This is a genomic window from Streptomyces sp. NPDC079141 (assembly GCF_040686775.1).
Taxonomy (GTDB): Bacteria; Actinomycetota; Actinomycetes; order Streptomycetales; family Streptomycetaceae; genus Streptomyces.
The window spans coordinates 24665-36326 of the sequence record NZ_JBFBLP010000019.1 but is presented as its reverse complement, the minus strand read 5'-3'; the positions used below and the strand labels follow the sequence as shown (position 1 = coordinate 36326).

Annotated in this window: 12 protein-coding genes; 7 read left to right on the top strand and 5 right to left on the bottom strand. The window is 71.7% G+C overall.

From position 1 onward, the window contains the following. Positions 1-65 precede the first annotated feature (65 nt). The 3 genes from AB0Q90_RS35450 (at position 66) to AB0Q90_RS35440 (ending at position 3563) form a co-directional block, all read left to right on the top strand. Positions 66-1388, top strand: coding sequence for a copper amine oxidase (locus AB0Q90_RS35450; protein ID WP_363163140.1), 1323 nt, complete (start codon positions 66-68; stop codon positions 1386-1388). Positions 1389-1491: 103 nt separating this feature from the next. After that, positions 1492-2739 carry an SAV2148 family HEPN domain-containing protein gene (locus tag AB0Q90_RS35445; protein WP_363163168.1) on the top strand — a complete coding sequence of 416 codons (1248 nt, stop codon included), beginning with the start codon at positions 1492-1494 and terminating at the stop codon, positions 2737-2739. A 101-nt stretch (positions 2740-2840) separates the two neighbouring features. Beyond that, positions 2841-3563 carry a 3'-5' exonuclease gene (locus AB0Q90_RS35440; RefSeq protein WP_363163141.1) on the top strand — a complete coding sequence of 241 codons (723 nt, stop codon included), beginning with the start codon at positions 2841-2843 and terminating at the stop codon, positions 3561-3563. On the opposite strand, the gene AB0Q90_RS35435 is transcribed toward AB0Q90_RS35440, so the two are convergent. Both AB0Q90_RS35435 and AB0Q90_RS35430 read right to left on the bottom strand, forming a co-directional pair. After that, complete coding sequence (locus AB0Q90_RS35435) at positions 3564-4061, bottom strand: YbaK/EbsC family protein (RefSeq protein ID WP_363163142.1); 498 nt, start codon at positions 4059-4061, stop codon at positions 3564-3566. Next, a complete protein-coding gene (locus tag AB0Q90_RS35430) occupies positions 4031-4987 on the bottom strand; it encodes a DMT family transporter (protein WP_363163143.1) in 957 nt (318 codons plus the stop codon). Before AB0Q90_RS35430 ends, AB0Q90_RS35435 begins: the two co-directional genes overlap by 31 nt. A 93-nt stretch (positions 4988-5080) precedes the next feature. On the opposite strand from AB0Q90_RS35430, the gene AB0Q90_RS35425 reads away from it, so the two are divergent. Then, the gene (locus AB0Q90_RS35425) at positions 5081-6088 is read left to right on the top strand and encodes a LysR family transcriptional regulator (protein ID WP_363163144.1); all 1008 of its coding nucleotides are present in this window, start codon (positions 5081-5083) and stop codon (positions 6086-6088) included. 4 nt (positions 6089-6092) lie between these two features. Here the strand turns inward: AB0Q90_RS35425 and AB0Q90_RS35420 are convergent, their stop codons facing one another. Further along, positions 6093-6959, bottom strand: a complete 867-nt coding sequence (locus tag AB0Q90_RS35420) for an aminoglycoside phosphotransferase family protein (protein ID WP_363163145.1) — start codon at positions 6957-6959, stop codon at positions 6093-6095. Between the two features lie 162 nt (positions 6960-7121). Here AB0Q90_RS35420 and AB0Q90_RS35415 point away from each other — a divergent pair, with 162 nt between their 5' ends. Genes AB0Q90_RS35415 through AB0Q90_RS35405 form a run of 3 tightly spaced genes read left to right on the top strand, consistent with a single transcriptional unit; the run spans position 7122 to position 10137 of the window. After that, positions 7122-8033, top strand: coding sequence for a sugar ABC transporter permease (locus tag AB0Q90_RS35415; protein ID WP_363163146.1), 912 nt, complete (start codon positions 7122-7124; stop codon positions 8031-8033). Next, the gene (locus AB0Q90_RS35410) at positions 8030-8863 is read left to right on the top strand and encodes a carbohydrate ABC transporter permease (RefSeq protein WP_363163147.1); all 834 of its coding nucleotides are present in this window, start codon (positions 8030-8032) and stop codon (positions 8861-8863) included. Before AB0Q90_RS35415 ends, AB0Q90_RS35410 begins: the two co-directional genes overlap by 4 nt. Beyond that, positions 8863-10137, top strand: coding sequence for a sugar ABC transporter substrate-binding protein (locus tag AB0Q90_RS35405; protein WP_363163148.1), 1275 nt, complete (start codon positions 8863-8865; stop codon positions 10135-10137). Before AB0Q90_RS35410 ends, AB0Q90_RS35405 begins: the two co-directional genes overlap by 1 nt. 81 nt (positions 10138-10218) lie before the next feature. Here the strand turns inward: AB0Q90_RS35405 and AB0Q90_RS35400 are convergent, their stop codons facing one another. After that, entirely contained in the window at positions 10219-10407 is a 189-nt protein-coding gene (locus AB0Q90_RS35400) for a hypothetical protein (RefSeq protein ID WP_363163149.1), read from the bottom strand. Continuing rightward, positions 10391-11650 (bottom strand): hypothetical protein, encoded by a 1260-nt coding sequence (locus AB0Q90_RS35395; RefSeq protein WP_363163150.1) that lies wholly within the window; start codon positions 11648-11650, stop codon positions 10391-10393. Before AB0Q90_RS35395 ends, AB0Q90_RS35400 begins: the two co-directional genes overlap by 17 nt. Positions 11651-11662 lie beyond the last annotated feature (12 nt).

Below are 11662 nucleotides of genomic sequence, written 5' to 3'. Positions count from 1 at the left end.
GCGGCCGCGCGATTCCGTCCATTCGCTTTTCCAACTTGCTCCTCCTGTAAGGGAGTCACTTCTTCATGCGCGTCAACAGAATGAGCCGTGCCCGCAGGCGGTCGGCCCTGGCCCTCGCCGTCGCCGCGCTGGCCGCCGGCGTGACGACCGGTGCGGGCCCGGCGACCGCCCAGCCGAAGAGCGCCCCCGCCGCGCCCGCGGCCGAGTGCAGCACGGCCTACCAGATCGAGCAGAAGCTCGCGTCCGGCACGACCTGGCGGATGTGCTGGCGCTTCGAGTCCAAGGCCGGGATCGTCCTGGAGCACATCTCCTACCAGCCGCCCGGCGAGGCCAAGCCGATCAAGGTCCTCAACAGCGCCAAACTCGCCCAGATCCATGTGCCCTACGACGACGGCCTGAGCGAGTACAACGACCTGACGCGGTACAGCTTCGGCAACGGCCTGATGAACATGGCCGCCGGTGAGTGCCCCGGCGGCACCATCAAGACGGTCAAGGTCGCCAACCCCTCGTACTACGAGGACGGCAACATCAAGGGCCTGTGCACCACGACACGCGCGCGTGGCCACGCCTACCGCTTCCTCAACAGCAACCAGGACGGCAAGGTCTACCAGGCCCAGGGCAAGGACCTGCTCGTCTACACCGTCAACAAGGTCGACTGGTACGAGTACATCACCGAGTGGCGCTTCCAGGACGACGGCACCATCACCATGAACGTCGGCGCGACCGGCAGCCTCTCGCCGTACGACTACGACGGCGGCGACGGCCGCAGCTGGCCCATCGGCAAGGGTGCCGCCGGGAAGGCGGACAGCCACAGCCACAACGTCTTCTGGAAGCTCGACTTCGCCCTCGACGGCTCCTCCAAGACCAAGGTCGAGCAGTACGACTCGAAGGTCAGCCCGCCGGCCGGCAACGGTGAGGGCCCGACCGCGACGACCACCCGCACCAAGGTGACCAAGGAACTGGCCGGAGACCTCAAGAACCACCGCTGGTGGCGCGTGGTGAGCACCGCGGGCAAGAACAAGGACGGCCACCCGCGCTCCTACGAGCTCGTCCCCGGGCCCACCAGCAAGTACTCCGGGCGCGGCTTCACCAAGCACGACGTGTACTTCACCGAGTACAAGAAGTGCGAGCAGTACGCCAGCGAGAACAAGCCCTGCGCCACCGGAACGGGCAGCTCCGTCAACAAGTTCGTGGACGGACAGACCCTCACCCGCCCCTCGCTGTGGATGAACGTCGGGTTCCACCACATCGCCCGGGACGAGGACCAGCAGCCGATGCCGGTCCACTGGCAGGGCTTCTCCATCGCCCCGCGCGATGTCACCGCTATGAATCCGCTCACTCCGCCCGCCCTTGCCGGGCAGAACGGCGACTGGAACAACGGTAGTTGAGAAACGACCCTGTCCATCCGGCTGCACCGTCGACCGCTCCCGGAGTACCCTTCCTTGATCGTTGAGACGGGGAGTGCTCGGGGGAGCGGAAGGCGGTGCGCGGGTGGGCTCGGGAGGGCTGGAGCTGCCCCCTGGTGACGAGGGTCACGAGGGGAACTCCACAGACGTCCCGCCCGGCACGGTGTCCCTGGCACGGCCGATGGACGCGGGGGCGATCGGGCCGGAGCTGGACTGGGACGCCGACGCCTGGCACGAGGTGCGCACCCGCGCCCAGCGGGCCGGCCGGGCCTACATCTGGCTGAACCTCGTCGAACAGCGGCTGCGCGCGGTCGTGGCCGCTGTCCTGCGCCCCATCTACGAACCCGTCCACGGCGACGACTGGGTGGTCGCCGCGGCCGGCCCCGCCGGACAGGAGTGGGTCCAGCGCGCGGTTGCCGTACGCGAAGTCAGCCGCCGCAAGGGCTACTTGCTCGACCCGGCCGACGACAACGTCCTCAGCTTCCTCACCCTGCCGCAGCTGCGCGAGCTGATGGTGCAGCACTGGCCGTGCTTCGAGCCCTACCTCGACGAGCGCCGCGACGTCGAACTGGCCCTGGACGAGCTGGAGGTGACCCGCAACGTCGTCTCGCGCAACCGGGCCCTGTCCGAGGCCGTCCTCGGCCAGGCCGAACGCGCCTCGGCACGGCTGCTGGAGATCCTCGGCGCGGGCGGCGACGTACCGTCCGCGCGGCGGCTGCCCGTCGACGCGGTCGAGGACCTGGTCGGCGACCGCTACGGCGACGTGGTCGCGGTCCATCCCGACCGGGTGCGGCTGCTGCGCCAGTTCCCCGCCGAGGACATCTTCGGCGGCGCCCGCCGGCTCGACGCCATCGGCATCGGCCTGAACCTGCTCGTGCAGAACTTCTCCGGCCGCCGCCTGGTGCGGCTCGCCGAGACCGGCTGCCGGGTGCGGCTGCTGTTCATGAACCCCGCCTCCAGCGCGGTCAAGCGGCGCGAGCGCGAACTGGGCCTCAAGCGCGGGGAGCTGGCCCGCGCCGTCGAGATGAACATCCTGCACATGCGCCGGGTGCGCTCCCGGCTGCGCGACCCCGGCGCCTTCGAGATCCAGGTCTACGACGAGACGCCGCGCTTCACGGCGTACCTCGTCGACGGCGACGGCTCGGACGGCATCGCGGTCGTGCAGTCGTACCTGCGCCGCAGCCGCGGCATGGAGGCGCCGGTGCTGGTGCTGCGGGGAGGGAGCAAGGTGGTCAAGCCGGGTGAACTGGATAAAGGGGATGAGGGCGGGCTTTTCCCGACGTACCGCGAGGAGTTCGAAGTGGCGTGGGTCGATTCGCGGCCTGTGTCCTGACCTGCCCCGCGGCTAAGCGGAACGCGGCCCTCTGATTGTCAGTGGCCCATGGGAAGGTGGAGACCACTGGGGGAAAGCACCACCAAGAAGGGGGACCGCCCATGGGCTGGCACCGTGAGCTGCTGATCGGCTTCGACCTGGAGACGACCGGCACGGATCCGCGCGAGGCGCGCATCGTCACCGGCGCCGTGATCGAGGTCAGGGGCGGACAGCCGCTCGGACGCCGGGAGTGGCTGGCGGACCCGGGCGTCGAGATCCCGGCGGACGCGGTGGCGGTGCACGGGATCAGCAATGAACGCGCCACGGCCGAGGGCCGCCCCGCCGACCAGGTCGCCGACGCCATCGCGGACGTCCTGACCGGCTACTGGAGGACGGGCGTCCCGGTCGTCGCCTACAACGCCGCCTTCGATCTGAGCCTGCTCTCCGCCGAGCTGCGCAGACACGCCCTTCCGTCACTGCGCGACCGCCTGGGCGGCGCGGACCCGGCGCCCGTCATCGACCCGTACACCATCGACCGCTGGGCCGACCGCTACCGCCGCGGCAAGCGCAACCTCGAAGCGGTGTGCACGGAGTACGGCATCCCGCTCGACGCCGCCCACGACGCCTCGGCCGACGCTCTCGCCGCGGCCCGGCTGGCCGGCGCGATAGCCGAGCGCCACCCCAAGGTCGCGGCGCTCGGCCCGGCCGAGCTGCACCGCCGCCAGATCCAGTGGTACGCCGAGTGGGCCGCGGACTTCCAGAGCTTCCTGCGCCGCAAGGGCGACACCGAGGCCGTGGTGGACGGCACCTGGCCGCTGCGGGAGCCGGCCGACGAGACGGTGTGATCACTCCGGGGCGGGACCCGCGATCCGCTCGACGCGGGGCTCGGCCAGCCGTGCGTAGTCGGCGCCCGACATCAGCAGCGACCGGTCAAGCCGGGCCGCGTTGAAGTACAGCTTCGGCTGGGCCACCACCTCGGGATCGGCGACCACTTCGAGCTCGGGGTCGAAGCTGAACGGCAGGACGGTGCCCGGCACCGAGCGGGCCAGCCGCTCGGCGGTCTCCGCGTCGCTGAAACCGGCGTAGCGCGCCGCGTACAGCGTCCGGACGGCGTCCAGGTCCACCCGCCGGTCCCCGGGGACCACCGCAAGGACATGGCGGGTGGTGCGGCGGTCGACCTTGACCCGGAGCACGATGCACTTCGCGGCCTGCGAGGCGGGGTGACCGCGCAGCGCGCAGACGGCCTCGGTGGCGCCCTCGGGCTCGTGGTCGAGGAGCTGGTAGTCGACCCCGGCGGTGTCGAGGAGGGCGATCAGGTGGTCGTAAGTGTCGTGGTTCGGCATGCGGGGTCCTCTTCGGTGGGGTGGGACTCGGGAGGTTCGGGCGCGGGGGCCGTGCGGTGGGCTCGCTCCACGGCCTGCCCCCAGTAGGTGCCGGTGAGCATCAGGGCCGCGCCCAGGCCGGTGAGCGCGGTGAGGTGCTCGCCGCCGACGGCGATGCCCACCGCGACGGCCCACAGCGGCTCGGTGCCCAGCAGCAGGCTGGCCCGGCTGGCCGAGGTGCGCTGCACGGCCCACGTCTGCGCCAGGAAGGCGAACACACTGCAGAACAGGGCGAGATACACCAGCTGAGTCCAGGTCGCGGCGTCGGCGTGGACCAGGGTCGGCAGGTCCAGTGCGGCGGCCGGCAGGAACAGCACCGTGCCGACGAGCGTCTGCACCGTCGTCAGATGCAGCGGACGGATCGCCTTGCCGACGGTGAGCCGTCCGACGAGGACGACATGGCCGGCCCTGACCAGCGCGGCGCCGAGCATCAGCAGGTCGCCGAGGCGAGGGGCGTGGAAGCCGTTGCCGGACATCAGCAGTCCGACGGCCAGGACGCACACGCCGGTCGCGGCGTAGAAGCGGGCGGGCAGTCCGCTGCGCCGGCCGCCGCGGTCGAGCAGCGGGGTGAGCACGATGGTCAGGCTGATGATGAGCCCGGCGTTCGCGGCGGTGGTGTGGGCGACGCCGTACGTCTCCACGACCAGCACCGCGGCCTGGGTCAGACCGAGCGGCACACCGGCCCGCAGCTCCTGGCGGGTCCACCGGCGCGGCCCCCGCCGGGAGGCGACGAGGCCGAGACAGGCGAGCGCGGAGAGGGCGTAGCGGGCGAACAGCACCAGCAGGACGGGCAGGGCGGCGGTGGCCGTCTGGGCGGACAGATAACTGGATCCCCAGACGATCGCGACCAGGAGGAGTACCGCATCGGTACGGCGTACGTCGGACACCTCCCTACGGTGCACCGGAGAATCCTTGAAGCCCAGTACGTGTTTCTTAAACGATCTTTTAGTGCTCCTACATGGACCTCCTACACTGAGGAGATGGACGAACGGCAGTTGCGCATCCTGCGCGAGCTCGGCGAACTGGGCAGTGTCACCGCGGTCGCCGAGGCCCTGCTGGTGACCCCGTCGGCGATCTCCCAGCAGCTGCGGCTGCTCCAGCGCTCGATCCCCGTACCACTCACCGAGCGCCAGGGCAGACGGCTGGTGCTGACCGACGCGGGACAGGCGCTGGCGGGCGCGGCGGTCGAGGTGGAGACGGCACTGGCACGGGCCCGCGGCAGCGTCGAGGAGTTCGTCGGGCGGAACGACGGGCAGGTCTCGGTGGCCGCGTTCCACAGCGCCGGCGGGGTGTTCTTCCCCCTGCTGCTGCGCGCCCTCGCCGGCCCCGGCAACCCGGTGCTCGCGCTCGCCGACGAGGACGTCATACAGGACGACTTCCCGCGCCTGACCCGCGAGTACGACCTCGTCCTCGCCCACCGTCTCGCCCACGCCGCGCCCTGGCCGGACTCGGTGACCGCCACCACGCTGCTGCGCGAGCCGCTGGACGTCGCCATGCCCGCCGACCACCCGCTCGCCACCAAGCGCCGGGTCACCCCGAACGACGTGGCGGACGAGCCGTGGATCACCGTGCACGACGGCTTCCCCGTCCTGGCGACCATCGAGGCGATCTCCGCGGCCGCGGGCCGCCGCCTCCACCTGGCCCACCGCATCAACGAGTTCGTCGTCGTCGCGGAAGCGGTGGCGGCAGGCGGAGGCCTGGCCCTGATGCCCCGCTTCACGGTGCGGCCACACCCGGCACTGGTCCTCAAACCGCTCACCGGCGTGCAGGCCACCCGCCACGTCGACGCCCTCTACCGCCCCGAGCGCACGGCGAGAAAGGCGGTGCGCACGGTCCTTGCGGAACTGAGGCGGGCAGCACAAACCATCCAGGGTGAGCTGACGCCGCCAGGGGCGCGGGGCCGTGTCGATATGCGGCTCCGCCGCGGGGCGCGACAAGCCACAACAAGCCCGCAGCCGCCCACGAAACGACAGCCCCCTACCCCTTAGGCGCTCAGAACGAATACCACCGCACGCTCTCGTCCCCGTCCCGCAAAGACGCGACCCGCCGCCGAAACTCCACCAGCGCCTTCGGATTGCTCCCCGCATGCTGAGCCACCCACGCACAGCTGGCGGTCTCCCGCGCCCCCCGCAGCACCGAGCACCCCTCCCACTCCCGCACATCCCACCCGTACGCCGCCACGAACCCGTCATAAGCCGCCGCAGGCAACCCGTACCGGTCCCGGGACAGCGCCATGACCACAAGATCGTGCTCCCGCAGATCGAAGGAGAACGTCTCCAGATCGACCAGCACCGGCCCCTCGGCGGAGACATGCACATTCCGGGGCAGCGCATCCCCGTGAATCGGCCCCACCGGCAACCGCGGCGTCAGCCGGGCCGCCGCCCCCGCGAACCCGTCCCGCCGCTCCCGCAGATACGCCGCGTCCGCCGGATCGATCGCGTCCCCCGCGAGCCGCAGCCAGCGCTCCACCCCGCCCAGCAGTTCCCGCGGCGGCAGTGCGAAGGGAGGCGCGGGCAGGGCGTGCACCACCCGTAGCAGTTCGGCCAAATCCCGTGGCTCGGCGGGCCGTACCGGATCGGGCAGCCGGTGCCACACCGTCACCGGATGTCCCTCGACCAGCAGCGCCTCGGCGGCAGCCGCGCGCACCGCGGGCACGCCGGCCTTCGCCAGCCACTCCGCGATGTCCAGTTCGCGACGCGCCCGGTCCAGCAGCTCGGCGTCGCGTCCCACCTTGACGACCAGGTCACCGGCGGCGAACACGGCGTTCTCGCCCAGGGCGAGGAGAGTGGCGTCCCGCGCCGCACCGGGCGGCAGCACCCCCGCCGCGGCCAGTACCTCCCGGGCCCGCAACTCGTCCATTGTCCGCCTCCATGTCGCCCTCGGTGAGTGGTCGTCTGTCGGCCAGTCTTGCATTCCCACAGGTCGGACCGTGTGCGCGGTGTCTTGACGCCGGATACGGCTGTCACGACCATGACCAGGCCCAGTCCGAGATCGTCACGAGCCCTGCGAGGAGTCGATCACGTGACCCTGGTGACCGCGACGAAGCGGTCGGTGTCAGGAGGGCCGCGTGCGGGCGGCGCCTGGTTCCTGGTGCTGCCCGCGCTGATCCCGATCCTGCTGCTGAGCGTCGGACCGCTGCTGTACGGCATCCTGCTCGCCTTCACCGACTCCCAGTCGGGACGCACCCGGTCCACCCAGTGGATAGGCGGTCTCAACTTCAGCGACCTCCTTGAGGACACGCTGTTCTGGGAGTCGTTCCGGATCGGCCTGGTCTGGGCCGTCGGCGTGACCGTGCCCCAGTTCCTGCTCGCGCTGGGCCTCGCCCTGCTGCTCAACCAGGACCTCCGGCTGCGCTGGCTGGCCCGCGCCCTCGCCATCGTCCCCTGGGCCATGCCCGAGGTCGTCGTCGGCGTGATGTGGCGGCTCGTCTACAACCCCGACGCGGGCATCCTCAACGAGACCCTCCGCGACCTGGGCCTCGGCGACGGCCGCGACTGGCTCAGCGGCCTCGCGACCGCACTGCCCGCCGTGATCGTCGTGGGCGTCTGGGCCGGGATGCCGACCACGACCGTCGCCCTCCTCGCCGGCCTGCAGAACACCCCGCGCGAACTCCACGAGGCCGCCGCCATGGACGGCGCGGGCGCCTGGCGCCGCTTCCGCACGGTCACCTGGCCCGCCCTGCGGCCGGTGGCCCTCGCGATCACGGCGCTCAATTTCATCTGGAACTTCAACTCGTTCGCGCTGGTCTACGTCCTGACCGGCGGCGGACCCGGCGGCCGCACCCGTCTGCCGATGCTCTTCGCCTACGAAGAGGCCTTCCGCTACGGGCAGTTCGGCTACGCAGCGGCGATGGGATGCGTGATGGTGGCCCTGGTCTCGGTCCTGCTCGCGCTGTTCCTGGCCGGGCGGCTGCGCGGAGGTGACGAGTCATGAGAACCAGCACCACGGGCCGTGTCGGCCAGTACGCCGCCCTGCTCGCCTATCTCGTCTTCCTCGCCTTCCCGTTCCTCTGGCTGATCTCCACCGCGTTCAAACCGCCCCGCGAACTGGGCAGCCTGCACCCCACCTGGATCCCCGAGAACCCCACCCTGGACAACTTCCGCCAGGCCTTCGACGAGCAGCCGCTGCTGGAGGCCGCGTCCAACTCCCTGATCGCCGCGGTCTCCGCCGCGCTGATCGCCGTGGTGATCGCGACCCCGATGGCGTACGTCATGGCCCGGCACCGCACCCGGCTCGCCCGCGCCGCCTCCGGCTGGGTCGTCGTCAGCCAGGCCTTCCCGCTGGTCCTGTTGATCATCCCGCTGTTCCTCGTGCTGAAGGAACTGCGGCTGGTCAACTCCCTGTTCGGGCTGATCCTGGTGTACGTCGTGTGGGCGCTGCCGTTCGCGCTGTGGATGCTCGTCGGATACGTCCGGGCCGTGCCGGCCGAACTGGAGGAGGCGGCCGCCGTCGACGGGGCCGGGCGGCTGCGCACCCTGGTCTCGGTGACCGCGCCGCTGCTGGCGCCGGGGATCGCGGCGACCGCGATGTTCGCCTTCGTCACCGCCTGGAACGAGTTCTTCTTCGCGCTGGTGCTGCTGAAGACCCCCGAGAAGCAGACCCTGCCGGTGATCCTCACCCACTTCATCGGCGCCGAGGGCGTCGCCGACCTGGGCCCCCTGGCGGCCGCTGCCTTCCTCGCCACGCTGCCCTCGCTGATCGTCTTCGCGGTCGTCCAACGACGGATCACGGGCGGCATGCTCGCCGGGGCGGTGAAGAACTGATGCGCAAAGTCGCGGGCATCCTCGCGCTCCTCCTGCTGCTGGCCGGCTGCACCGGCGACGACGCGTCCCCGGACGGCCGTATCACCCTCCGCTTCCAGTCCCTGGCCTGGCAGGAGGAGTCCGTCGAGGCCAACAAGGAGCTGGTGAAGGAGTGGAACGACACGCATGCCGACGTCAAGGTCGAGTACGTGCAGGGAAGTTGGGACAGCGTCCACGACCAGCTGCTCACCTCCTTCGAGGGCGGTGAGGCGCCCGACATCATCCACGACGCCTCCGACGACCTCGCGGACTTCGCCTACGGCGGCTATCTCGCCGATCTGACCGACCTGCTGCCCGATCGCCTGAAGTCGGACATCCCGCAGCGCAGTTGGGAGACGGCGACCTTCGGCGACGGCATCTACGGCGTGCCGTTCCTCCAGGAACCGAGGGTGATCGTCGCCAACGCCACCTGGCTGAAGGAGTCCGGCGTACGCATCCCGACGCCCGAACGCCCCTGGAGCTGGCCGGAGTTCCGGCAGATCACCGAGGAGCTGAGCGGCGCGGGGAAGTACGGGGTCGCCTGGCCGCTGAAGGACCCGGTCTCCGCGAGCCTCAACCTGTCGCTGTCGGCGGGCGGGCAGCTGTTCCACCGGGGTGCGGACGGCAAGGTGACCGTCCGCTTCGGGGCGGGCGACGAGGTGATGCCGCGTACCGTCCACGACCAGGTCAACACCGACCGCAGTGCCTCTCCGACGACCCTGGGCAGCGGCGGCTCGGACACCCTGCCGGGCTTCTTCGGCGGCAAGTACGCGATGGTCCCGCTCGGCTTCTCCTACCGGCAGCAGATCGTGCAGCAGGCGCCGGAGGGCTTCGACTGGCAGGTGCTGCCCGCCCCGGCGGGCGCCGAAGGGCTCACGCAGGGCGTCAGCCCGCAGACGCTGTCCATCGCCGAGGACAGCCCGCACCAGCAGGAGGCGGCCGAGTTCGTCGACTTCCTGCTCCGGCCCGCGAACATGGTCCGCCTCGCCCTCGGCGACTGGATGCTGCCCACCGGCACCGAGGCCCTGAAGGACCCGGCCCTGCGCACCCCCGAGCACGACTGGGCCACCGGCACCGCCCTCGCCGCCCATCTGCGCTCCGCGCCCGCGCAGTCCGTGCGCGGCTACCCGGAGTGGAAGGACAAGGTCGCCACCCCCGCCTTCCAGGAGTACTACAGCGGCGCGATCGGACTCGACGAGCTGCGCGACCGGCTGGAGGACGACGGGAACCTGGTCCTGGCGCGCTATCAGCGCTGAGCGGCAGGCGGGGGCTGGGTCTTCTCGGCGTCGGCGTCGGCGTGCGGGTGAGAGGGACGGGAAGGCGGGGCTCGCCCGCCATCACCGCAGAGCGGCGCGCAGGGCGCGGGGCTCCTCGACGTCGGCGTGTGCGGTGGCGCGTTGTTGGTTGGTGGTGGGTGCGCCGGAGTGGTCGAACAGGGCCCGGCGGGCGGTGTCGCGCCCGGGGCTGGGGCGGGGTGTGGAGGCGGCCGGGTCCGGGGCTCGCCCGCCATCACCGCAGAGCGGCACGCAGGGCGCGGGCCTCCTCGAAGTCGGACTGCGCGGCGGCGAAGTGATGGTCGGTGGTCAGCGCACCCGCGCGGTCGAACAGGGCCCGGGCGAGCGGAGCCGCCCCCGCCGCAGGATCGAGGGCGTGGAGGCGGCGGGCCAGGGCGACGCCTTCCTCGAAGTGGGGACGTACGGATTCCAGGAAGCGGTACCCGTGCCGGTGCTGGGCGTGCAGCGTGGCGCGGACCGTCAGTCTGCGGTGCCGGCGGATCCGCTCGGCGAGGTCGTCGTCGCAGGCCGGTTCCGTCAAGGCGGTTTCCAGGGCGGGCAGTCCGGCGAAATAGCGCTCGCGGACGTCACGGGCCCAGTGCAGCGCCTCCGAGCCGAACGGCGGGGCCGGGCGGCCCGGTGCCGCAGGTTCCTCGGCGCGGCCGGTCAGCCCGAACAGGACCGCCCAGAAGGTGTACCGGTAGCTGCCCGCCGAGTGCGGATCACCGTGCGAGGCCAGCTCCGCGTACAGTTCGCCGGCCTCCGCCAGCGCGGCCGAGGCCTCCTCCGACTCGCCCTGCCCGTCCAGCACTTCGGCGAGCCGGACCAGGGCGAACAGCAGCAGGGCGAGGGAGGCGTTCCGTCCGGCCAGGTCCTCCCGCTGCAGCGCGACCAGCTCGCGGGCCGCCTCCACCGCGGCTGCCCCCAGCCCGGCCGCCTCCGCCTCCGCACCCCACTCGATGAACACCCAGGCGGTACCCCCGCCCTGCGGTCCGCGCGGCCGGCTGCGCCGGGCGAACTCCTCGTACAGCGCGGCCGCCTCGCCATGGCGGCCCTCCTCCGCCAGGGCGCGCGCCCACGCGTACAGTCCGCCCGCTTCCGGAGCGCCGGCGTCGACGGCCCGGCGGCTCACCCGGGCCATCTCCTCGCACACCGCAAGCCCTTCCGGGCGCCGTCCCAGGCCGAACAGCTCCCGCTGCTGCCAGTCGAGCGACGACAGCAGTACGTCGGCGCGCTGCGGGTCCGTCTCGTCCATGGCGTACGCGGCCTCGACGGCCTCCTCGAACAGCGTCAGCCGGATCTCGGGCTTCTCCCGCAGCTCGGCCACGAACGCGAGCTCGTACAACGCCTTCGAGAGGCGCGGCAGATACGTCGCCGGGCTCACCCGCGCCAGCACCCGGCACGCGTCCACCGCCCGGCGCGGGCTCGGCCGTTCCGTGCCCAGCAGCACGTTCCGCGCCCACAGCACGTCGTCCTGGTCGACGCCCTCAGTCATCGTCCCCGCCCC